Genomic DNA, 20,604 nt, shown 5'->3' with positions numbered 1-20,604 from the left:
TGCCCAAAGCGGCAAGCCTCGACCGCCACGAGGCGGTGCCGGCCACGAAGGTCCCTGTCGGGGCTCACCGGCCCGCATGCGACCCCTGATGGGCGCGCGCCCACGTGTGCCCGTGACAACGACCCGCGGCACCACCGCCTGTGATGCGGATCACGATGATGCCAGTCGGAGGTGGCCAACCGGGATCCTCAAGGTGGCCGCAGGGTGAACGACCGGGGAGAGCGGCCCGTGCACCACCGGTCCCGTGGCTCCGCGCATGTCCTCCTGCCGGGGCCCTGGGCCGGTGGCCACAGCACCGCCCCCGGGGGCTGGGCGAGGCGGCCGTCGTGTCCCCGGGGCCTCCGGCTCGTGGACGTGGCCGACTCCGCGTACGGTGCGCAGGTGCCGGGGGAGAGCGGGGCCGGGTTCGATCCTGCGTCGCGACCGGGCGAGGAGCCCACCGGAGGTGGACGGCTTGGTGGCGCAGCCATCGGCGCCGCCCCCCGGCCGGCGACCGCATCCGCCTCGGTGTCCCGGGTGGTGAGCATGGTGATCGGCGCGTCCGAGCGTTGCCGCAGCCGACAGCACACGTGCAGCCCAGCCATCCCGGGCAGCTGCAGGTCCAGCAGCACCGGATCCGCCCCCGCGCCTCGCCTCCCTGCACCCCCCCCACGACGCGGGTACCCCACAGGAGGACAGGACAGGGGAGAGCGCCCCATCGCCGTCCCCGCGGCGGGAGCGCGTCCATCACCGGCGTGCGGTGCACCCGGGTGATTCCGGCGTTCACCAGGGGTTTTCCTCCCAGACACCACACCCGCCTACGGTTCGACGGTCAGCGCGTCCCCCCACCGCTGACACACCGGTGCGGATCCACCCCCGGGGACCCGCACGGAGTGCCCCAGCCGGGCCGTCCGCCGATGGCCCGGCTGGGGCATTCTCGGCCTCGGAGCCCGGCAGGCGCCGGGCCCCGGCCCGGGATGTGGGCAGCAACACTGGTCGCGGAGGCTGCAGCCGCCGCTCTCGGGGCGCAGGGCGGGGTTGGGGGAATCTAGAATTCTCGGCGTGCCTCTTGACCTGCAGCTGACTCTGCTCAGCACCTTACTGTTGCTGGCCGCTGTCGTGTGGCCGATGTTCTTCGACGTCCGGCGCCGTGGCCGCCGCACCGGGGCCCGGTTCTCCGCGGCGACCCAGCCGATCACGGCCCACACCCTCGCCTTCGCCGGGTCGTCGGTGCTCACCGCCGCCGGAGTGGGGCTGCTGGTGGTCGCCGGCCTGGTCTGAGCCGACCGGCAGTGACAGCAGGCGCGGCCCCGGTCCGGGCGGGCCGTGGCTCAGTCGTGGCGGTCCCGGTGGGGGCCCTCCACGCGAGGACGGGTCAGCAGCTCGGTGGTGGTCGGCACCTGCAGATCGGGATGCTGGTGCAGCAGTGCGTTGGCGGCCCGGACCAGGCGGTCCCGTTCGCTCGTGGGCAGGCGCAAGCTGTCGTGCAGGTACGCCTCGATCTCGAGCTCGCCCAGCAATCCGCCGTGGCTGAGGTAGCGCAGCCACAGGCGGTGGTCCGTGCAACCGATGCGCCGCAGGGCGCGGCGCAGCAGGCGGGCTTGGTGTCGGCCCGCGGTGATCTCGTCCATCAGGGTGACCTCCGGGTCAGGGAACAACGGATGGGATAGCAGGACAAGCCAGGCGCCGGGCCGATCCGGCAGGTCGCCGGCGCGAGAAGGTACGAGGACGACGGGGGCCTGGTGAGTGGATCCGTGGCGGTCGATGTGCAGCACGTAGGCGACGAGGGCGCCGGGAACACCGAGGAGGAGCATCACCGCCGGGGCGTCGGTGGCCACCGCCAGCACCGCCACCGCCGGTGAGGCGCACAGGACGAGGACGCGTAGCCCGACACCCGTGGTGCGCTGCATCATCGCTCCTTTCCTCGATCCGCCCCGGCGATCCCCAGGAGAGGTCGGCTCGGTCCGTTGGTCGGCGGCGCGCTGGAGCACGCGGGTGTCCAGGGCTTCGGCCGGCTGCCCGCTCACGGCCCCCATGGGATGACCCGGCACTGCCGGTGACCGGCGTCGGACGCGTCTACTGGCCGACGTCTCGGACGTCGAGGCCGATCCTCTCGGCGGGCCGGCCGATCGGTTCTGCCGCTCAGGGCGCCGGGGCCGGTGCCGGGGAACCGCTGTGGGCGCGGCAGGGACCAAGCAGCGAGGCTCAGCCGGGGGGAGTCATCGGTGGAACTCGGGTGAGGAGGTGATCTCCACCCACAGGGCCTGGACGCGGTCGTCCAGGCCGGCCACCAGAGACCGGTCATCGTCCTCGGCAAGAAAATTCTCGTCGAGCGATCCCCCGATCGCCCAGGTCTGGACGATGGTGCCCGACGGCGTCAGCCCCAGGTCCTGCGGACCGATGGTGATGACCCAGTCGGCGGCCTGCACGAGATCCTCGGTGAGCGGCCGGGGGACGGGCGTGGCCCGGTCGATCCCGTACCGGGTCAGCACCCCCCTTGCGAACGGGTCCACTGCCGCTCCCGGGTCCACCCCGGCGGAGCGGGTGACGACCCCTGGCCCGGCGTGGTGAGCGAGCATGCCGGCGGCGATCTGGGCCGGGCCGGTGTCGTGGGCGTCCACGAACAGCACCTGCCGCACCGGTGCGGAGGCGCTGCCCTTGGCCCGGGCCAGCACGCGCAGCCGGTCCCCGGCCGCGTGCAGGGCCATGGGGCCCAGATAGGTCTGGATCCGGGCGGTGCGCGCCAGGGCCGCGTGGGCCTCGGCCACGCAGCGCTCGACCAGTTCCGGGAAGAACACCCCGGTGTAGCGGTGCGCCAACGGTTCGGCCGTCCGGTGCAGTATCCGCGGATCGCCGAGTTCGACGTTCTGTTCAGTCATGACCACTCCTCACCATCGCCCAGCCGGCACGAGCATCGTGGGCTCGCCGCAACCGGTTCTCGGCGCCCCCATCACTCCCCGGTCCAGGGCAATCCTCTGCACGTTCCCCTGGTGGTGCACCACTTTCCGCCTGCAGGCATCGAGGTGACCCCTGGAGAGCATCCTCGCCTGCTGGACGTACTGCCAGTCTGATCGGGTCCGATGACGTCCTGGTGGCTGCTGAGTGGCCACCAGGTGTACACGGTCCCGGTGCCCGCACACTCACGCGTGCCTTCCCCGTGGCCTTCACCGGCCTCGGGCCGGCCGCCGTACTGGCGCCGGGGTGGCGGTGAAGGGCCTGCGTGGGACGGCTCCGCGGCGATCCGGTGAACAGTGCCTGAACCACCCGCCAGGCGTGGCTCCTCCCGTGGCTGTCCGGGGTGCAATCCGGACATGTCCCTTCTCGCTCGTCGTGACGTCCTGCGCCCTACCGGGGTCGCCAGGGCGGCCGACACCGCCCTGCGGGACACCGGTTCCTACCACCTTCCAGGAGACACCCCATGACGACGCATCAGCTGTCCCGCTACCGGATGCGCACCGACCGACCCGGGCTGAGGCTGCGAGCCGGTGAGATCGTCCTGGGCATCCCGTCCGAGCCGGCGCACCCGGGCATGGTCGCGCTGGTGCGGTGCGAGACGGACCGGCACAACCCCGGCACCGTGCTGCCTCTCCACGAACTCGAGCACATCGAGCTCACCGGCGAGACGCTCGGCCCCGGCTCGTGGGGCAGACCCGGCGTCCGCCCCTGAGCGCACCATGGCCCTCGACACCCGCGACATCGAGGGGATGGTTGCACCCACACCTGTGCTGGTACCGCCCCCAGCGGCCGGGAGGCCGGCGATGCCGGTCGAGCACGCAACAGCACGGCACAGCAGAACTCCCGCCGACGACGAGCGGAGGCGCTGACCTCTGCGCTGCTGTCGATGCCCGGAGGATCCGTGGCCCGTCGGCTCATCAGGTGGTGGCCGCAGGGGCGTTGCGCTGTGCGACTCCCGCGGGGTCGGACGTCCGGCCGACAAGGGCTTCCTCCGTGACGTGGACCGACATGTCCGTCGGAACCACCAGCAGGGTGAGGCCGGAGACGACGTCGCCGGGAAGGTCGCCTGCGTGGGCGACCCGGCGCGGCCGGCCGCATCCACGCGCCCTGCCCGAGTAGGCAGTGCAGGTCCACCGCAGGTGTTCGACGAACAACGGTGCGGGACTCCGGCGTCCATGCTGCGGCCCGCCTGAGAGGTGCGATCACCATGGGGGTGGTGGGCCGCGGGTCCTGAACGGAGCGCCGGATCCGCGTCGAGCATCGGATCGAGCGGTCCGAAGCGTCCGGAGGTGTGGGGCGAGGATCGACGGCCGGATCGGGTGGCTCCCCCTGAGCTCACCGGTGCAGATCTGTCCCGGGGCTGCCCCGCAGCGCAGGGTCCGCGGGCGGACGGCTCGTCTGTTCCTCGGCGACGGCGATGACGCGCATGGTCCCCGCCGAGGTTCGATCGCGCCGGGAGCATCGAGACCGGGGTCCATTCCGCCGAGTCCGGCGTCGGAGCAACAGCGTGCACCTTGCCGGGGCCGTCCCGACTGCCCGCGTACCGAATCCGGTCGGGCCTCGGGCGGAGCGTCGGGTGAAGTCGAGCCGGCAGCGGGCTGCAGTCCTCGGTGCGCACGAGTGGGTCTTCGGGCGCCGAGCCGATCCCCGGCGGGTCGGGGCGTCCGGTGCGCGACGGCACCTGGGTGGCCCGGCCCGGGTTCCAGCACGGTGAGCAGACCGTCGAGCAGTGGCTCACCACGTGACAGCATCCGCCCTCGGACAAGCGAGGAACCCCGGGGCGAGCAGGACAGCCGGGGCGTGCCCATCGACCGGCTTCAGCCCGGGACCCCGCCTGTTGCCGTCGAGGTTCCTGTGCGGGCATCGCCGCTCGGCGGAGGAATGCCGGCGTCCGCAGGAGCGCTGCGCGGCCGGGGTGTGGGCTTGCCGGTGCTGGACCTCGGGGGACGGTCAGGGGCCGGTGCGGAGGGGGCCTGTGCTGGTGCGGGCGACGAGCCGGGCGGGGAGCACGACGTGCCGGCCCGCCACGGGCGTGTCCTCCGCCGTGGTGGCGAGGCGGCGCAGGGCCAGGTCCACCGCGTTGCGGGCCAGCTCCCGGGGGTCCTGGGCCAGGGTGGTCAGTCTGATGTAGGGCAGGGCGGCTTGCTCGGAGTCGTCGAAGCCGACCACGGACAGCTCCTCGGGCACGGAGCGGCCCCGGGCACGAGCCTGGCCGACGACGCCGATGGCGCAGCGGTCGTTGAAGGCGATGACCGCGGTGGGGGCCGGGTCACGCCCCACGAGGCCGGTGAGGGCGGCGGCTCCCTCGGCCTCGGAGGCGCCACCGGACACGATGAGCGCGTGGTCGGTCAGGCCGGCTGCGGCCATGGCGTCCCGGTAGCCGACGCGGCGGCCTTGTCCGCCGGCCTCCCGGTCGGCGTCGATGTAGGCGATGCGCCGGTGGCCGAGACCGGTGAGGTGCTCCACGGCCAGCACCGCGCCCCGGTGGTCGTCGGTGGCCACGCTGTCGCAGGCCCGCGTGGTGAGGGCCCGGGTGACCGAGACCACGGGGAGCGTTGCGCCGATGCGCTCCAGCCGGTCCTGGGGCAGGGAGCTGCCGAGCAGGATCAGGGCCTCGCACCGGTCGCGCAGCAGGGCCTCCACCGCGGCGTCCTCGCCGCGGTGGGGGGTCACGGCGGAGAGGACCACGTCGTAGCCGTGCTCCTGGGCGGCCGCGTGGAGACCGTCCAGGATTTCTCCGTGGAAGGGCTGCACCGGCTCGAAGGCCACGCCGAGCAACCGGGAGCGCTCCTGGCGCAGCAGCCGGGCGCGTTCGTCGCGGCGGTAGCCCAGCTGCCCGGCCACGGCCAGCACGTGGGCGCGGGTCTCCTCGCTGGCCCCCGGCGCCCCCCGGAAGACGATCGACACCAGGGGCTGGGAGACCCCGGCCGCCCGGGCGACGTCGCGCATGGTGACGCGACGCCGCAACGGGCGCCCGGAGGCCTCCGGCGGATCAGCGGTCATCAGAGGGTGAAGGCATCGCGGAAGCGGGCCAGCGCGGCCTCGGGGTCGTCGGCGGCGAAGGCCTCCATCGCGATCACTCCTTCGTATCCGGACCCAGCCAGGGCGGCGGTGATCCGGGGGTAGTGGATCTCCCCGGTGCCGGGCTCGCAGCGCCCGGGCACGTCGGCGACCTGGATCTCTCCAATATACGGAAGGGCGCGGGCGCACAGCTCCACGAGGTTTCCCTCGCCGATCTGGGCGTGGTAGAGGTCGAGGTTCAGGCGCAGGTGCGGGCTGTCCACGGCCGCCACCAGGGCCAGGGTGTCCTCGGCGCGGGCGAAGGGCACCCCGGGGTGGTCGAGGGCGGTGTTGAGGTTCTCCAGGGTGAACACCCGCCCGTGGCGTTCCCCCAGGGCCGCCAGCCGATCCAGGGTGCGGACGGCGGCCAGCCAGTCCGCCCCCGTCACCACCTCGTGGGCCACCACGGGCAGCCCCTGGGGGTCCAGGCCGGTGCCGTGGACGTTGAGCCGGGGGCAGTCGATGACCTGCGCGGCCACCAGGGAGTCCTCGGCGGTGCGCAGCAGCTCCGCAGCCCCGTCCGGGTCCACGAGGGCCCCGCGCACGTAGCCGGTCATGGACCCGAACCGCGCCCCGGTGGCGGCCAGGGCCTGGAGGTCCTTGGTGGTCCAGTCCCAGATCTCGACCTCGAACCCCGCCTCGTGCAGGCGCCGCACGCGCTGCTCGAACGGCAGGTCGCCGAAGAGCATCTCCGCGTTGGCCGCCAGGGTGAACCCGCTCACCGGGCGGCCCCCACGACGTCCAGGTCCACCGGTGCCCCGGTGCGGCAGGACTCGATGCAGCCCAGGGCGATGCGCAGGGCCTCGCGGGCCGCCTCGACGGCGGGTCCGTCCACCGGGGTCCCGAGGGCGGCGTCGGTGAAGGCCTGCAGCTCCGCGGTGTAGGCGGTGCGCATGGACTGGGTGTCGGCGCGCACCGTGTCGGCGGCCAGGCCCTCGGGCCCGTAGTAGCGCATGCTGGAGGCCGCCAGCTCGCCGGCGGTGACCATGCCGGCCGAGCCGAAGGCCTCGGCCCGGGTGTCGTACCCGTAGGCGGCCGAGAAGTTGGCCTCGGCGGTGGCGATCGCCCCGTTGTCGTAGCGGATCGTGACCACGGCGGTGTCCAGCAGCCCGGCGTCCTTGTAGTCGGGGGCCACGAGGGCGTCGGCGGCGGCGTAGACCTGCACCGCGCGGGCCCCGGGGTTGAGGAAGTTCAGGGTGTCGAAGTCGTGGATCAGGGTCTCCAGGAAGATCGTCCACGGCGCCACCGCGCCCGGGTCGGCCAGTCCCGGGTCGCGGGTGACCGAGCGCAGCAGCTGCGGCGTGCCGATCCGCCCGGTTTCGATCGCGGTCCTCGCCTGGGGGAACCCGTCGGCGAAGCGGCGGTTGAAGCCGATCCGGAACAGCACCCCGTTCGTCTCCACGGCCTGGTGGATCCGCTCGATCTCCTCCAGGGTCATCCCGGCCGGCTTCTCGCAGAAGACGGCCTTGCCCGCGGCGGCGGCCTGCTCCACCAGGGTGGTGTGGAAGCGGGCCGGGGCGGTGATCACCACCGCCTCCACCGCCGGGTCGGCCAACAGCTGGGCCGGATCGGTGTAGGCGGCGGGCACGTGCAACGACTCGGCCAGGTGCGCGGCGGCGCCCTCGACCGGATCGGCGATCGCGACCAGCCGGGCGTTGGGCACGGTGCGGGTGATCAGCTCGGCGTGGCTGGAACCGATCCGGCCGGCGCCGATCAGACCGACGTTCAGGGTGCGGGAATCAGGCACGGGTGCTCCTTCGAGAGAGGTCCGGGTGACGGAAGGGACGGTTCGGGACGTGTGACTTCTCATGTCCTGACAAACCGCTTGGCAGAAACACTAGTACGTATTAGTGTGATCGCCAACACAACGACACGGACGAGTTCGCAGCAGCGGGCGCAGGCGCGGACGCCCCGGCCCGAGGAGGAGACCTTTCATGAGTGCAGCACGTGCTTCCGGCGCACAGCGTCGCCGGCGGCGACCCCGGCTTGCGGCGGCGGTACCCGCATCCGCACCGGATCCCGCCGGCTGCACGTCCCCGAACGGGCAGCAGCCCACCTCCCGCCCTGCCGGAGGCATGTCATGACCGCGACCTGGTCCTGGTCGATCGACAAGAACTCTCCGGTGCCCCTCTACCACCAACTCGCTCTCGTCCTGGAGGGCGCTATCCGCACCGGGGCGCTGGCGCCCGGCACCCGGGTGGACGGCGAGCTGGAGCTGGCGGCCCGATTGCGCATCGCCCGCGTCACCGTGCGCCGCGCCATGCAGCATCTGGTCGATGCCGGTCTGGTGATACGCACGACGGGAGTCGGCACCTACGTCACGTCACCCCGCCAGTGGGCGCGCCCGCCGGCTCCTCCCGCCTTCCGATAGAGCTTCCGCGGCAGTCGCCCGCGCCCGGGGTGTGCCACCCAGCCGGGGCCACCGCGAGCTCACCGGAGGATTTCGGCGCACTCCACCTGCACGCACCCCGGCACCGTCCGGCGTCCTGCCTTCTCGACCGGATCGCGACGTCGAAGGCCCGCAGGATCCGTCCTGCGACCGGTGCTGTCCACGAGCCACAGACACTTCATCAAGTCATCGACAAAGGAGTTCACATGTCCCACACCTCCCCGGGCGACAGCCGGGTCGCCCTTCCACCGCTGACCGATGGGCCGCACCGGAAGCGGCTCGGACTGATCTCGGTCGTCGCCTGCCTGGGCGGGCTGCTGTTCGGCTACGACACGGGCGTGACGAACGGCGCCGAGGGGCCGATGGCTCAGGACCTGGGGCTGAATCTGATCCAGCTGGGCGTGGTGATCAGCTCGCTCATCTTCGCGGCGGCAGTCGGGGCCCTGTTCCTGGGCCGGATCTCGGATGCCTGGGGCCGGCGGAAGACGATCATCCTCCTGGCGGTGCTGTTCTTCGTCGGCACCCTGCTGGTGGTCTTCTCCCCGGCGTCGCCGCAGCCGGAGACGTTCTCCCTCACGGGGTTCGCGGTCCTGGTCTGCGGGCGGATCATGATCGGCCTCGCCGTCGGCGGGGCCTCGACGGTGGTGCCGGTGTACCTGGCCGAGCTCGCCCCCTACGAGATCCGCGGGTCGATCACGGGCCGCAACGAGCTGGCGATCGTCTCCGGACAGCTGTCCGCCTTCGTCATGAACGCGATCATCGCCGTCACGCTCGGCGACGTCGTGGACGGGGTGTGGCGCATCATGTTCGCCGTCTCCGCGCTGCCGGCGATCGGATTGTTCATCGGCATGCTGCGCATGCCTGAATCCCCGCGCTGGCTGACGGAGAAGGGCCGGTACGACGACGCTCTGGCGGTGCTGGGGACGGTGCGCCCGGCCGAGCGCGCGCAGGCCGAGCTGGAGGAGATCGAGCGCGTCGCGGCCATGGAGATCGAGGCGCACCAGGTCGGGCTGAAAGCGGTGCTGACGAACAAGTGGCTGCTGCGGATCATCCTGATCGGCATCGGAGTGTCCATGACCCAGCAGCTGACCGGCATCAACTCCGTCATGTACTACGGCACCCGCATTCTGGAGGAGTCCGGGATGACAGCGCAGCAGGCGGTGCTCGCCAACATCGCCTTCGGGCTCGTGGCCGTGATCGGCGGACTCATCGCCCTGTACAACATGGACCGGCTCAACCGCCGCACCACGTTCATCATCGGCCTGTCCTTGACCACCACCTGCCACCTCCTGATCGGCGTCGCCGGCAACCTGCTGCCCGACGGCAGCCCGGCCCGCCCGATCGTGATCCTGATCCTCGTGGTCGCCTTCGTGCTCTCGATGCAGACCTTCCTGAACATCGCCGTCTGGGTGTGGCTCGCCGAGATCTTCCCGCTGCACATGCGCGGACTGGGCATCGGCATCTCGGTGTTCTTCGGCTGGGCCATGAACGGTTTCGTCGCCCTGTACTTCCCCACCCTGGTGGGCACGGTCGGCATCTCGGGCACGTTCTTCCTCTTCGCCGGCATCGGCGTGCTGGCCCTGATCTTCGTCGCCACCCAGGTCCCCGAGACCCGGAACCGCTCCCTGGAAGACCTCGAGGAGGACGTCTCCACCGGAGCGATCTATCAGGTCGCCAGGCCCGCCGACGCCCACCAGTCCTGATCCCCACAGCGTGATCCCTCGACAACCGTGGGGCAGGTCGAAAGACCTGCCCCACGGTCGTCTCGCTCCGCGGGGTCCGTGAACCCGGCCGGGGCGGGCGGCGGTGGGGGTGAGGGGTTCGCAAGCGCTGTCCGCGTTCCCTGGTGTGGTTCGACGGGTTGGTGGTCGACGACGCGACCCCCGCGTGCCGCCTAGGAGTTCAGGGTCTCGGTCGGGGTGCATCCGTACTGGGCGCGATACTCCGTGGTGAACCGGGCGAGGTTGGGGAAGCCGCACCGGTGGGCGATCGCCGGCACGGTGTCCCCGTGGGCGGGGTCGGCCGCCACGAGGTCGTGGTGGGCGGCGTCCAGGCGTGCCGTGCGCAGATAGCCCCCCGGGGTGGTGCCCAGGTGCCGGCGGAAGGCGGTGACCAGCTGGTGGGCCGGGAGGCGGGCGGCCGTGGCGAGGTGGGCCAGGTCGACGGGCTCGCCCAGGTGCTCGTCGATGTAGGCGACTGCTCGGCGGACGGGGCCGGGCAGGTGCGTGGTGGTCTCCTCGGGGAGGTGGTGGTCGGTGAAGGTGCTGGGGAAGCTGTTGAGCAGTGCGGTGGCCACCCGGCGCTGGGCTTCGGCGCGGACGAGGGGCACCGCGACCGCGTCGGGATCGCTCAGGACCGCGCTCAGGTGGGCCACGGCGCGGGCCCAGTGGTCGGCGGCGGCCTGGTGACGGGGGCCGGTGCCGGTGAGCTGGAGCCGGAAGTTCTCCCGCTGCAGGAGCTCACCGGCGTAGTCCTGGGCCCAGGCGTGGTCCAGGGCCACGATGGTCAGATCGGTGGCCTCCATGGCCGAGGTGAACCGGTGCTGGGGCATCAGGTACGGGCCGGAGCCGAGACGGTGGTGCTCGCCCCTGGCGCGCACCGTCATGGACCCTCCGCCCACCTGGGCGATGTTGATCGCCTGCGGGGACTCCACGCCCATCCGCACCGTCGGCCCCCGCCCCACCCGGGCCCGCCTGCACATCACCGGACCGGCCGCGGCCCAGGACACGGCCAGGCGGAAGCTCTCGTCGGCAGGTGCGTGGACCTGGGCGCGGCCGATGAGACGGTTCAGGGCCTCGGCGGCTTCCCCGGCGTCGGAGGTGGTGAAGCCACCGTGGTGGACGTCATTCACGACCTGGAGATCCTCCGGCTCGCGCGGGCGGGGACGACGTGGACGGTGGCCTGCTGCAGGTGCGGGACGTGCCGTCGCAGATGCTCGGCGGCAGTGTGGGCGAGGACGTGGCCGGCCTCGACACTGAGGGCGTCTTCGACGGCGATGTCCACATCGGCCTCCAGGCGGTGCCCGCTCCACCGCGCTCGTGCCTGGCCCACCGATTCCACTCCGGGCACGGCGGCGGCCGTGTGCTCGATCAGGTCCAGGGTTCCGGCTTCGACGCCGTCCATGAGACGGCGCACGACCGTGCGCGTCGAGCCGACCAGCACCGCGATGATCACCGCGGCGATGACCAGGCCGATGAGCGGGTCCACCCACGGGAGCCCGAGCCAGGCGCCGATCACGCCGAGCGCCACCGCCAGGGAGGTCAGGGCGTCGGTGCGGGCGTGCTGGCCCTCGGCGACCAGGGCCGCCGAGCCGATGCGGCGCCCGGCCCGGATGCGGTAGCGGGCCACGACCTCGTTGCCGGCGGCGCCGACGGCGGCGGCGGCCAGGACCCAGCCGAGATGGGTGATGTCCTGCTGGGTGGTCAGCGCCCGCAGCGATTCCCAGACGATCAGCGCGGCCGAGACGGCGATCACCGCCCCGATCAGCAGGCCGACCAGGTCCTCGGCCCGCCGGAATCCGTAGCTGTAGGTCCGGGTGGGGGCTCGGCGGCCGAGGCGGAAGGCGATGATCAGCGGGACCGTCGTGGCCAGGTGTCCGAGGTTGTGCAGGGTGTCGGCGAGCAGGGCCACCGACCCGCTGAGCCAGACGATGACGACCTGCAGCACTGCCGTGGCGCCCATCCCGGCCAGGCTGATCCAGGCGGCGCGGATGCCGATGGAGCTGGCCTGCTCGGCGGTCTGGATGGCGTCGGTGTGGTCATGGCTGTGCGGGACCAGGGCGTGCTTGAGCCGGGTCCAGACGCCGTGGTGCTCATGCCCCTCGCCGTGGGAGTGGGAGTGCGAGTGGGTGGGGGAGCCGCCGTGTGCGTGGGTGGGCCGGACGTGCTTCACGCTGGAATCGTATCTGCGTAGATACGCAGGTACAAATGCGCGGATAGCATGATGCCGTGCACGACGAGCCGGTCCACCCCGCCCCCGACGACGAGCATGCCCGGATTGCCGCGGAGACTTTCCGCATGCTCTCCGATGCGACCCGGGTGAAGATCCTGTGGGCGCTGTTCCGGGGCGAGTCCAGTGTGAACGCGCTGGCCGGACTGGTCGGCGCCGCGCCGGCGGCGGTGAGCCAGCACCTGGCCAAGCTGCGCCTGGCCGGGCTGGTCGAGAGCCGGCGGCAGGGCACCTTCGCCTACTACTGGGCCACCGACACGCACGTGAACAGGCTGCTGGTCGAGGCGCTCTCGCACGCCGAGCACGTCACCGGTGCCGCCCCGGCAGACGCCTCGCACCGCTTCCGCCCCGCAGGCGCGGGTCGCGACGGGGCGCGGACTCCATGAACTGCACCTTCCGGGCCGCCTGAGCACAGCATGCCCCTCCTTGCGGGCGGCCGAGCTGTCCGGCATGCCCCGTCGGGCTCAGCGGGACCGGGCTTCCGGCGGGGTGCGGTGCAGCTGGTAGTGCCGCCCGATGGGCAGCATGAGCGGTCTGCCCGAGGTCGGGTCGATGATGACCTGGCTCTCCAGGCCGAAGACGGCCCGGACGGTGTCCTCGGTGAGCACGGCGTCCGGCGGTCCGGCCGCGTGGAGTCGGCCGGCGCTCAGGGCGATGAGGTGGTCGGTGTAGCGGGCGGCGAGGTTGAGGTCGTGCAGGACCATGACGATGGTGGTGCCGCGGGTGTGGTTGAGGTCGGTGAGCAGGTCGAGGACCTCGACCTGGTGGCTGACGTCCAGGAACGTGGTGGGCTCGTCCAGGAGCAGCAGGTCGGTCTGCTGGGCGAGGGCCATGGCGATCCACACGCGCTGGCGCTGTCCGCCGGAGAGCTCGTCGACGGAGCGCTCGGCCAGTGCCGCCGTGCCGGTGGCGTCCAGGGCGGCCGCGACCGCGTCGTCGTCCTCGGCGCTCCACCGGGAGAACAGGCCTTGGTGCGGGTGGCGGCCCCGGCCGACGAGGTCGGCCACGGTGATGCCCTCGGGGGCGATCGGCGATTGCGGCAGCAGCCCGAGCGTGCGGGCCAGCTGCCTGGCCGGCATCCGGTGCACGTCCTTGCCGTCGAGGATGACGCGGCCCGTGCGGGGGGCCAGGAGCCGGGACAGGGAGCGGAGCAGGGTGGACTTGCCGCAGGCGTTGGGACCGACGATGGCGGTGACCTGGCCCGGGGGGACGGAGAGGTCCAGGTGGTCGATGACGGTGCGGTCGCCGTAGCCCAGGCTCAGGTTCTCGACCGTGAGACGGTGATCGGTGGTCATAGGGAGCCTCCGGCGCGGTTGGTGCGGATGAGCAGGTAGATGAGATACGGCGCTCCCAGTACGCCGGTGACGACCCCGACCGGGTAGCGGGTGCCGAAGGCGAACTCGCCGCAGAGGTCGGCGACGAGCACGAGCAGAGCCCCGACCAGCGCCGAGGGCACCAGCAGGGAGGTGCCGGAGCCGACGATGCGGGCGGCGATGGGCCCGGAGAGGAAGGCGACGAAGGCGATGGGCCCGGCGGCGGTGGTGGCGAAGGCGATCAGCCCGACGGCGGCGACGATGACGACCAGCCGGGTGCGGCTCACCCGTACTCCCAGGGCGGCGGCGGTGTCGTCGCCCAGCTGGGTCATGGTCAGGTTGCGGGACTCGCTCAGCAGCAACGGGGTCAGGACTCCCAGGGCGATGAGCACGGGGACGACCTGTCCCCAGTCGGTGCCGTTGAGGCTGCCGGTCAGCCAGCGCATGGCTTCCTGCAGGTCCCACTGGCCGGCCTGGGAGAGGACGTAGGCGGTGACGCTCTCCAGCATCGCGGCGATACCGATGCCGATCAGGATCAGCCGGGTCCCGGCCACACCGTCCTTGTAGGACAGCGCGTAGATCAGCAGTGCGACGGCGAGGCCGGCGACGATCGCGAAGACGGACACGGCCGTGGCCCCCAGTGAAAGGACGATGATGGCGAAGGCGGCCGCGGCCCCGGCCCCGGCGCTGATCCCAATGATGTCCGGGCTGGCCAGCGGGTTGCGCAGCATGGTCTGGAAGGTGACCCCGCCCAGCCCGAAGCACAGCCCCACCAGGGCGGCCAGCACGGCCCGGGGCAGTCGCAGGCGCCCGACGGTGAACGTCGCCCCGGGCACCTCGTGCCCCAGGATCACCTGGAGGACCTCGACCGGGGAGTAGAAGCTCTGCCCGACCATCAGGCTCGCGGCCAGCACGGCGACGATCAGGAGCAGGAGCACCGCGTGCACGCTGCGGGAACGACGGATCCGGCGGGCGCGGCCGCGCGTGACGGTGTCCCTGGTGGCGGTGGGCTGCGGGGTCACAGGGCGCGGACTTTCTGTCGTCGGACGATGTGGATGAAGAACGGGGCGCCGATCAGCGCGGTGATGATGCCCACCTCGATCTCGGCCGGGCGGGCCACGATGCGCCCGAGCACGTCGGCGGCGGTGAGCAGGGCGGCTCCGGCCAGGGCGGAGCAGGGCAGCAGCCGCCGGTGGTCCACCCCCACCAGCAGCCGGCAGGCATGGGGGACAACGAGGCCGACGAACCCGATCGGCCCCGTCACCGCGGTGGCCGCCCCGCACAGCACGACCGCCCCGAGGGCGGCCGCGGCCCGCGCCACGGCCACCCGCTCCCCGAGGCCGGCGGCGAGGTCGTCGCCCAGGGCCAGGGAGTTCAGCGACCGGGCGGAGAGCAGGCAGACGAGGAGCCCCGCCAGGAGGAACGGCAGCACCTGGTGGAGGCTGCCGGTGGTCCCCCCGCCGACCCCGCCGATCTGCCAGGAGCGCACCCCGTCGGCGATGTTCCCGCGCGGGAGCACCACCGCGCTGATCAGCGAGGTCAGCGCGGCCGACGTCGCAGCTCCGGCCAGGGCCAGTTTCAGCGGTGTCGCGCCACCGCGTCCGAGGGACCCGACGGCGTAGACGAGCACCGCGGTGATCCCGGCCCCGATGATCGCCACCCAGACGAAACCGGTGGCGGTGCTCAGCCCGAAGAACGCGATGCCGGCGACCACGGCCAGCGACGCCCCGGTGTTCACCCCCAGGATCCCGGGGTCGGCCAGCGGGTTGCGGGTCACGCCCTGCATCACGGCCCCGGACACGGCCAGGGCCGCACCGGCCAGGACCGCCAGCCACGTGCGGGGGATGCGCTTGGCGACGGCGGCCTGGTCGAAGCCCTCGGTCGAGCCGCCGAAGGCGGCCACGACATCGGGCCAGGCCACGTCGCGGGAGCCCACCGTCACCGAGGCCAGCATCAGCGCGATCAGGACGACGACCAGGGCCAGCACCCAGGCGGCCTGCACCGGCCGTCGGCGCCCCCGGGCGGGGGCGCCGACGGCCGGCATCGCATCGGTGGCGGTCACCGGGCCCGGTCGGCGGCCTGGTCCAGCAGGGACAGGTAGTCCTCCAGGACCCAGGAGATGGACAGCGGCGTGGGGTTGGCCGCGGTGCCCAGCGGGTCGGTGCCGGGGAGGTTGACCACGGCGTCGTCGGCCACTGCCGGCATCTGCGACAGCAGCGGGTCCTTCTCCAGGGCGGTGACCAGCTCGTCCCCGCCGTAGGTGACGATGATGTCCACGTCGTCGAAGGCGTCGGCCTGTTCCGCGCTCTGGGTCAGGGAGAACTTGTCCGTGCCTGCCGAGGCCTCGGCGATGCTGCCCGGGGTGGTCAGTCCCAGGTCCTCGAAGAACATGGCCCGGGTGTCGTGGGTGGTGTAGAAGCTGACCTCGCTCAGGTCGGTGCTGTCCACGTGGGTGAGGAACATCGCCGACCTGTCCCGGATCTGCGGGTGCGCGGCAACCGTGTCGGTGATCTCCTGCTCCAGGCCCGCGATCAGCTCCTGGCCCTCCTGGGTCATGCCCAGGGCCTGGCTGTTGAGCTCGATCATCTCCCGCCACGGGGTGCCCCAGGCCGTCTCGGGGTAGGCCACCACCGGGGCGATCTCGCTGAGGGTGTCGTAGTCCTCCTGGGTCAGCCCGGAGTAGGCGGCCAGGATGACGTCGGGCTGGGTGTCGGCTACCGCTTCGAAGTCGATGCCGTCGGCCTCGTCGAACAGCACCGGGGTCTCCGCCCCCAGCTCCTCGAGCTTCTCGTCGACCCACGGCAGAACGCCGTCGCCGTTGTCGTCGCCGAAATTGGCTGCGGCCATCCCGACCGGCACCACGCCCAGGGCCAGGGGCACCTCGTGGTTGGCCCAGTTCACCGTGGCCACGCGCTCGGGCTTCGCCTCGATGGTCGTCGTCCCCAGCGCGTGCTCGATCGTGACCGGTGTCCAGTCGTCCCCGCTCGCCTCCGCGTCCTGGGTCGAGGAGGACGTCGAGCAGCCGGCGAGTCCGACGGCGAGCAGCATGGCCGCAGAGAGCATGGGGAGTCTGGCAGGGCGGGACATGGTGGCCTTTCGGTGGGGATCCGTGCAGCAGAGGGCGGGACCGTGGAGGGCGTCGGGCGGGACGGGTCGTTGGCCCGGGAGGAGGACGTGCTGGCTCGTCATCGACCCGGCCCGGCCCCCGGGACGGGCTCGAGGAGCTGGCGAGCTGTCGCGGGCCGCCCCGCAGCGGGGGCGCAGGCGATCCGCCCCGGCGTGCTGCTCCCGTTGAGGGCTCATCACGGCGGACGGGGACACCCTCCCGGGGCGTCGACAGGACCGCCGAGCAGCAGGAGACTGCCCGGGTCGCGGGCAGCCTCCTGCCAGACGCCTGGCGAGGCAGAAGTAAGGGTGGCCTTACTTCCGCTGAACTGTAACACGGCCCCGAGCATTAGCTCACACGCCTGTGCGCTAATGGCGCCGGGTCGGCTTCGAGCCAGCGGGCAAGCAGGACGGGTGCCCGTTCCCTGCACCCGACGTGCACCCCCAGCCGGTGGCCGGCGTCCCGGTCCGGCTGGGCAGCTCGGTCGGCCCGCCCTCATGCGCTCCTCGGTGCTGCACCTCCACGTGCGGCAAGGCTTCGCCTGAGCCCTGTCCTCCGGCGCGTCGTGGTGGCCGGGGAGGACCTGCAACGACGTCCCGACCACGGCTGCGACCACTGGTTCGGGCTGTTCTTCCCCACGCCCGACCAGGACAGGCCCATGCTGCCGACGATGACCGCGGACTCCTGGTGCCGGCCGTGGCTGGCGCACCCCGGGGCCACCGGGCTGGTCGACACCCCGGCCGCCCACTGGACGGTGCATGCCCGGCCGGGCAGCCACTGGGACTGCTCGACCAAGGGGCGGCGTTCATGCCCGCGAGCGGTCGCCGGCCGGTGCTGCTGGTCGGTGACGAGACGGCGGCGCCGGCCATCGAAGGAATCCTGCGGTCCCCGGACCCGCTCATGGACGGACGGGCCGTCATCGAAGTGCCCACCGGCGGCGACATCCGGTCCTGGGCACATCCAGCCGGGATCGAGGTGACGTGGACGCTGCGACAGCGCAGCGACCATCCCACCGGTTGCCCGGGCGAGGCGGCACTGTGCAGTACGTGGCATCCCACGCAGCCGTGCCGGACAACCGGAGCGGTTGGGGCGGTCGACGCAGAGCGTCCTCGCCGGCCCCGACCGGTCGCGGGGACGTGGTGCGGGGTGGCGGGTTGCAGCCCGGTGGGGACACGGGGGCACCGCCCACCCCGACGGGACCCACGGTCTTCGCCGTCACGGCGGACCTGGTCCAGATGGCAGCGGAGACCGCCCGCGAACGCGTCACCGGCTCGGCCGCCGAGCGCCGGGCCGCCGGGGCGACGGGCGGGCGGCGGCTGACCTTCACCGCCTCCCAGATCCGCAACGCGCTGCGGCGCTGCGCGGGCCGTGTGGGCGGCCCATCGAATGCGTGCGCTCGGACTGTGGCGGGGACCTGGTAGGTTCTCGCCATGTGCTCGTCGGCCTGTCCCGCTTCATGTCATCGGTGGGTGGATTCGTGAACGGACTCCGCCGGCCCATCAAGTGGCGCCAGGCGGTGGTGACCTTCGCCTGCGTCTACCCCACCAGCCTGCTGCTGTCGGCCGTGGTGCCGCAACTGACCAGCGGCTGGCCGCGGCCGCTGAGCACCGCGCTCACCGCAGCACTGCTCGTCGCGGCCCTCACCTGGATCCTGCTGCCGGTGAGCGGCAGGCTCACCAGGGGCTGGATCACCGGGTCCCGGCGCCGCCCCGGACAAGATGAACCGGGCGGCCCGGCGGACTCCTAGGGGCGGCCTCGTCCGGCCGGTGGTGTGCTGGTCACCCGATGCCCGGGAGCCGGGTGAGGATGGCGCAGGTGGCTTGGGCGAGGTCGGTGGGCATCTCCCGCAACTGGTCACAGAGGGCCTGCACCTGGTGAAGCTCCACGCTGCGGCCCTGGCTGTAACAGGTGATCAGGGTCCAGGCCACAGCCTGGGCGTAGCGGTCGCTGACCAGTTCGGCATGAACGGCGCAGAAACGCCTGATGGGTGCGTGGGCCAGCTGGGTCAGCGACTTCTCCCCTCCCTCGGCGTCCGGCACGAGGTGCACTGCACCGTAGGCGCAGTCGCCCGCTTGACAGCTCAGATCCATGAGCGGAACTGTCGCAGGAGCGCCTTCGAAGAACCTGATGCGGCCTCGGCAGCTCCTGATTCCCGTAGGGCGCCTGCGTCAGGGCAGGAGATCGGTCATGCCCTGGCCCGAGCGTGGTCGTGTCCCCGGTTGGGGGGTGGTCTCCCCACAAGTGCGGGTGGATTCCCTGGTCGCAGGCGTTCACTATGGGAAACCTGATGGGTCTGGGGGGATCACATGGGCAGCAGTATGCGCAGCAGCCGGCCGGAGGATCGGGGCAGGGACACCACCGGGGACACCACCGGGGGTGCCGGTGCGGGGCAACGCTTGGCGAAGGAACGGTCGCCGGGAGAACAGTCGCCGGGAGAAGGGTCGCCGGGGGAGCGGTTGTCGGTGCGGGTGCTGGGCCCGCTGGTGGTGGCCCGGGGCGAGCACGTGCTGACGGACAAGGAGCTGGGCGGGCCGCGGCAGCGGCAGATCCTGGAGATCCTGCTGCTGCAGCCCGGGATCCCGGTGTCCAAGCAGCGGCTGGTGGACCTGGTGTGGGGGGAGCGGGCACCGGCCGGGGCCCTGGGCACGGTGGAGAGCTATGTCAGCGTGCTGCGCCGGTCCCTCCAGCCCGGTCGGGGGAAGACCGGTCCGCTGAGGACCGCCAACGGGGGCTACCTCATGGACCCGGCGATGGTGGAGGTGGACCTGCACCGGTTCGACCGGTTGTTCGAGGCCGCCCGGGGCTGCCCCACCCGGGAGGCCTACCCGTTGCTGGTCGCCGCCCTGGACCTGGCCGCAGCACCTCTGCTGGAGAACGAGCTGGGCTGTGAGTGGGCCGGCTCCCAGCGCACCCTGCACGCGGCCCGGGTGGGGCAGGCCCGGGTGCTGGCCGCCGAAGCCGCCCTTGAGCTGGGACGGGTCGCGGAGGCGGTCGCCCGGGCCCGGGCCGTGCTGGGGCAGGAGGCGGTGAACGAGCGGGCCTGGACGGTGCTGGTCCTCGGGCTCGAGGCGGGCGGGCACCCGGTGGAGGCCCTGCAGGCCTACGACCAGTGCCGGAAGGTCCTGGACCGGGACCTGGGGTGTTGCCCGGGGTCGGTGCTGCGCGCGGCCCACCAGCGGGTCCTGGAGGCCACCGCGGCGACCGGTGACGAGCTGGCGCAGGCCGTGGCGGCCCTGCTGGTGCTCCACGGCCACCACCACGGGCTGCTGCCGGCGAGCCAGGCCCTTCCTGGGGCCCCGGACCCGCGCGCCCGCCGGGAGGCGGCCGGGGTGCTGCGCGCCTTCCTGGGACGCACCCTCACCCCCACCACCTGAGGCCGTGCCCCGCCCACCGACCACCGGACGGCGTGGCCGCTCGGCCCCGATCACCGGGCTGCCCCGTCCCGTACCGGGGCGCACCGGCCGCGGATCCTCAGTGCCGGGTGGCGCCTGCCCACCCGCGCCCGCGGCGACGCGGCCGCCCATGTCCCGATGGGGTCGGTGGCCTGCGCTGGCCCGGTGACCCCGCATGGACCCGCCGGCGAGGCCCTCGGTGGGCGGCGCCGCTGGCGAGGTGGGAGGACGTCGAGGAGTGCTCCGCCATGTCGCGGGCGACCACGCAGCCGACCCTCACGCACCTGTGGAGCAGGAACTTCGCGGTCCGATCTCCGGGGGAATTCCTGCGCTCTCGCCGCCCACCCCGCCCTTGGCGGGGTGGGCGAACACCCGGGTCTCGTGCGGGCCTGCGGCAGGTCGGGGGGCACGATGCGACGGCCGCCCTGGGCCTGTGACCGGGCCGGCTGCGGCATGCTCTTC

General features: G+C 72.7%; 21 protein-coding genes and 1 pseudogene. 9 read left to right on the top strand and 13 right to left on the bottom strand.

What is annotated here, in order from left to right; translation table 11 throughout:
* Window positions 1-188: 188 nt before the first annotated feature.
* Window positions 189-698, bottom strand: a complete 510-nt coding sequence (locus tag ACYSMR_RS00490) for a response regulator (RefSeq protein WP_461747051.1) — start codon at window positions 696-698, stop codon at window positions 189-191.
* A gap of 385 nt (window positions 699-1,083) precedes the next feature.
* Between ACYSMR_RS00490 and ACYSMR_RS00485 the strand changes: the two genes are divergently transcribed.
* Window positions 1,084-1,260, top strand: coding sequence for a hypothetical protein (locus ACYSMR_RS00485; protein ID WP_461747050.1), 177 nt, complete (start codon window positions 1,084-1,086; stop codon window positions 1,258-1,260).
* Between the two features lie 50 nt (window positions 1,261-1,310).
* On the opposite strand, the gene ACYSMR_RS00480 is transcribed toward ACYSMR_RS00485, so the two are convergent.
* Both ACYSMR_RS00480 and ACYSMR_RS00475 read right to left on the bottom strand, forming a co-directional pair.
* Window positions 1,311-1,892 (bottom strand): hypothetical protein, encoded by a 582-nt coding sequence (locus ACYSMR_RS00480; RefSeq protein ID WP_461747049.1) that lies wholly within the window; start codon window positions 1,890-1,892, stop codon window positions 1,311-1,313.
* Between the two features lie 306 nt (window positions 1,893-2,198).
* Entirely contained in the window at window positions 2,199-2,858 is a 660-nt protein-coding gene (locus tag ACYSMR_RS00475) for an arsenate-mycothiol transferase ArsC (RefSeq protein WP_309125826.1), read from the bottom strand.
* Between the two features lie 539 nt (window positions 2,859-3,397).
* On the opposite strand from ACYSMR_RS00475, the gene ACYSMR_RS00470 reads away from it, so the two are divergent.
* Entirely contained in the window at window positions 3,398-3,646 is a 249-nt protein-coding gene (locus tag ACYSMR_RS00470; protein ID WP_461747048.1) for a hypothetical protein, read from the top strand.
* Window positions 3,647-4,884: 1,238 nt separating this feature from the next.
* Here the strand turns inward: ACYSMR_RS00470 and ACYSMR_RS00465 are convergent.
* From ACYSMR_RS00465 to ACYSMR_RS00455, 3 genes are read right to left on the bottom strand one after another with little or no spacing between them, the layout of a single operon-like run.
* Window positions 4,885-5,937 (bottom strand): LacI family DNA-binding transcriptional regulator, encoded by a 1,053-nt coding sequence (locus ACYSMR_RS00465; RefSeq protein WP_461747047.1) that lies wholly within the window; start codon window positions 5,935-5,937, stop codon window positions 4,885-4,887.
* Window positions 5,937-6,716: a TIM barrel protein gene (locus ACYSMR_RS00460; protein ID WP_461747046.1), complete on the bottom strand. Its 780-nt coding sequence runs from the start codon at window positions 6,714-6,716 to the stop codon at window positions 5,937-5,939. Before ACYSMR_RS00460 ends, ACYSMR_RS00465 begins: the two co-directional genes overlap by 1 nt.
* Complete coding sequence (locus tag ACYSMR_RS00455; RefSeq protein ID WP_461747045.1) at window positions 6,713-7,741, bottom strand: Gfo/Idh/MocA family oxidoreductase; 1,029 nt, start codon at window positions 7,739-7,741, stop codon at window positions 6,713-6,715. Before ACYSMR_RS00455 ends, ACYSMR_RS00460 begins: the two co-directional genes overlap by 4 nt.
* Window positions 7,742-8,074: 333 nt before the next feature.
* Here ACYSMR_RS00455 and ACYSMR_RS00450 point away from each other — a divergent pair, with 333 nt between their 5' ends.
* Both ACYSMR_RS00450 and ACYSMR_RS00445 read left to right on the top strand, forming a co-directional pair.
* Window positions 8,075-8,365: a GntR family transcriptional regulator gene (locus ACYSMR_RS00450; protein ID WP_251334752.1), complete on the top strand. Its 291-nt coding sequence runs from the start codon at window positions 8,075-8,077 to the stop codon at window positions 8,363-8,365.
* Window positions 8,366-8,589: 224 nt separating this feature from the next.
* Window positions 8,590-10,086: a sugar porter family MFS transporter gene (locus ACYSMR_RS00445; protein ID WP_309126051.1), complete on the top strand. Its 1,497-nt coding sequence runs from the start codon at window positions 8,590-8,592 to the stop codon at window positions 10,084-10,086.
* A 191-nt stretch (window positions 10,087-10,277) separates the two neighbouring features.
* On the opposite strand, the gene ACYSMR_RS00440 is transcribed toward ACYSMR_RS00445, so the two are convergent.
* Window positions 10,278-11,234: a helix-turn-helix domain-containing protein gene (locus ACYSMR_RS00440; RefSeq protein ID WP_461747044.1), complete on the bottom strand. Its 957-nt coding sequence runs from the start codon at window positions 11,232-11,234 to the stop codon at window positions 10,278-10,280.
* Entirely contained in the window at window positions 11,231-12,274 is a 1,044-nt protein-coding gene (locus ACYSMR_RS00435) for a cation diffusion facilitator family transporter (protein WP_309126053.1), read from the bottom strand. The genes ACYSMR_RS00440 and ACYSMR_RS00435 overlap by 4 nt, the downstream gene beginning before the upstream one ends.
* Window positions 12,275-12,330: 56 nt before the next feature.
* Between ACYSMR_RS00435 and ACYSMR_RS00430 the strand changes: the two genes are divergently transcribed.
* Window positions 12,331-12,717 (top strand): ArsR/SmtB family transcription factor, encoded by a 387-nt coding sequence (locus ACYSMR_RS00430; RefSeq protein WP_251334748.1) that lies wholly within the window; start codon window positions 12,331-12,333, stop codon window positions 12,715-12,717.
* Window positions 12,718-12,795: 78 nt separating this feature from the next.
* Here ACYSMR_RS00430 and ACYSMR_RS00425 read toward each other — a convergent pair whose 3' ends face one another.
* Genes ACYSMR_RS00425 through ACYSMR_RS00410 form a run of 4 tightly spaced genes read right to left on the bottom strand, consistent with a single transcriptional unit; the run spans window position 12,796 to window position 16,707 of the window.
* On the bottom strand, window positions 12,796-13,626 hold the full coding sequence (locus ACYSMR_RS00425; RefSeq protein ID WP_461747043.1) for an ABC transporter ATP-binding protein: 831 nt from the start codon (window positions 13,624-13,626) through the stop codon (window positions 12,796-12,798).
* Window positions 13,623-14,666 (bottom strand): FecCD family ABC transporter permease, encoded by a 1,044-nt coding sequence (locus ACYSMR_RS00420; protein ID WP_461747042.1) that lies wholly within the window; start codon window positions 14,664-14,666, stop codon window positions 13,623-13,625. Before ACYSMR_RS00420 ends, ACYSMR_RS00425 begins: the two co-directional genes overlap by 4 nt.
* A complete protein-coding gene (locus ACYSMR_RS00415) occupies window positions 14,663-15,688 on the bottom strand; it encodes a FecCD family ABC transporter permease (protein ID WP_461748050.1) in 1,026 nt (341 codons plus the stop codon). The genes ACYSMR_RS00420 and ACYSMR_RS00415 overlap by 4 nt, the downstream gene beginning before the upstream one ends.
* A 14-nt stretch (window positions 15,689-15,702) precedes the next feature.
* A complete protein-coding gene (locus tag ACYSMR_RS00410; protein WP_461747041.1) occupies window positions 15,703-16,707 on the bottom strand; it encodes an iron-siderophore ABC transporter substrate-binding protein in 1,005 nt (334 codons plus the stop codon).
* A gap of 404 nt (window positions 16,708-17,111) precedes the next feature.
* Between ACYSMR_RS00410 and ACYSMR_RS00405 the strand changes: the two are divergent.
* The 3 genes and pseudogenes from ACYSMR_RS00405 to ACYSMR_RS00395 form a co-directional block, all read left to right on the top strand.
* Window positions 17,112-17,453: pseudogene (locus ACYSMR_RS00405) on the top strand (siderophore-interacting protein); the annotation flags it as partial.
* 104 nt (window positions 17,454-17,557) lie between these two features.
* Window positions 17,558-18,070 (top strand): SIP domain-containing protein, encoded by a 513-nt coding sequence (locus ACYSMR_RS00400; protein WP_461747040.1) that lies wholly within the window; start codon window positions 17,558-17,560, stop codon window positions 18,068-18,070.
* A gap of 157 nt (window positions 18,071-18,227) precedes the next feature.
* Complete coding sequence (locus tag ACYSMR_RS00395; RefSeq protein ID WP_461747039.1) at window positions 18,228-18,497, top strand: hypothetical protein; 270 nt, start codon at window positions 18,228-18,230, stop codon at window positions 18,495-18,497.
* Window positions 18,498-18,528: 31 nt separating this feature from the next.
* Here the strand turns inward: ACYSMR_RS00395 and ACYSMR_RS00390 are convergent, their stop codons facing one another.
* Entirely contained in the window at window positions 18,529-18,840 is a 312-nt protein-coding gene (locus ACYSMR_RS00390) for a hypothetical protein (RefSeq protein WP_251334742.1), read from the bottom strand.
* A gap of 372 nt (window positions 18,841-19,212) precedes the next feature.
* On the opposite strand from ACYSMR_RS00390, the gene ACYSMR_RS00385 reads away from it, so the two are divergent.
* The gene (locus ACYSMR_RS00385) at window positions 19,213-20,124 is read left to right on the top strand and encodes an AfsR/SARP family transcriptional regulator (RefSeq protein WP_461747038.1); all 912 of its coding nucleotides are present in this window, start codon (window positions 19,213-19,215) and stop codon (window positions 20,122-20,124) included.
* The last annotated feature ends 480 nt before the right edge of the window (window positions 20,125-20,604 follow it).

The sequence above is a fragment of the Kocuria sp. U4B genome (assembly GCF_054875615.1).
The sequence above is the reverse complement of the archived record's forward strand: the minus strand, read 5'-3'. Positions and strand labels throughout refer to the sequence as shown.

Excerpts from the sequence above, each read along its gene's own strand:
- ACYSMR_RS00490 (WP_461747051.1), bottom strand. The coding sequence starts at position 698 with ATGGGGCGCTCTCCCCTGTCCTGTCCTCCTGTGGGGTACCCGCGTCGT.
- ACYSMR_RS00480 (WP_461747049.1), bottom strand. The coding sequence starts at position 1,892 with ATGATGCAGCGCACCACGGGTGTCGGGCTACGCGTCCTCGTCCTGTGC.
- ACYSMR_RS00475 (WP_309125826.1), bottom strand. The coding sequence starts at position 2,858 with ATGACTGAACAGAACGTCGAACTCGGCGATCCGCGGATACTGCACCGG.
- ACYSMR_RS00470 (WP_461747048.1), top strand. The coding sequence starts at position 3,398 with ATGACGACGCATCAGCTGTCCCGCTACCGGATGCGCACCGACCGACCC.
- ACYSMR_RS00465 (WP_461747047.1), bottom strand. The coding sequence starts at position 5,937 with ATGACCGCTGATCCGCCGGAGGCCTCCGGGCGCCCGTTGCGGCGTCGC.
- ACYSMR_RS00450 (WP_251334752.1), top strand. The coding sequence starts at position 8,075 with ATGACCGCGACCTGGTCCTGGTCGATCGACAAGAACTCTCCGGTGCCC.
- ACYSMR_RS00445 (WP_309126051.1), top strand. The coding sequence starts at position 8,590 with ATGTCCCACACCTCCCCGGGCGACAGCCGGGTCGCCCTTCCACCGCTG.
- ACYSMR_RS00425 (WP_461747043.1), bottom strand. The coding sequence starts at position 13,626 with ATGACCACCGATCACCGTCTCACGGTCGAGAACCTGAGCCTGGGCTAC.
- ACYSMR_RS00415 (WP_461748050.1), bottom strand. The coding sequence starts at position 15,688 with ATGCCGGCCGTCGGCGCCCCCGCCCGGGGGCGCCGACGGCCGGTGCAG.
- ACYSMR_RS00410 (WP_461747041.1), bottom strand. The coding sequence starts at position 16,707 with ATGCTCTCTGCGGCCATGCTGCTCGCCGTCGGACTCGCCGGCTGCTCG.
- ACYSMR_RS00400 (WP_461747040.1), top strand. The coding sequence starts at position 17,558 with ATGCCCGCGAGCGGTCGCCGGCCGGTGCTGCTGGTCGGTGACGAGACG.
- ACYSMR_RS00390 (WP_251334742.1), bottom strand. The coding sequence starts at position 18,840 with ATGGATCTGAGCTGTCAAGCGGGCGACTGCGCCTACGGTGCAGTGCAC.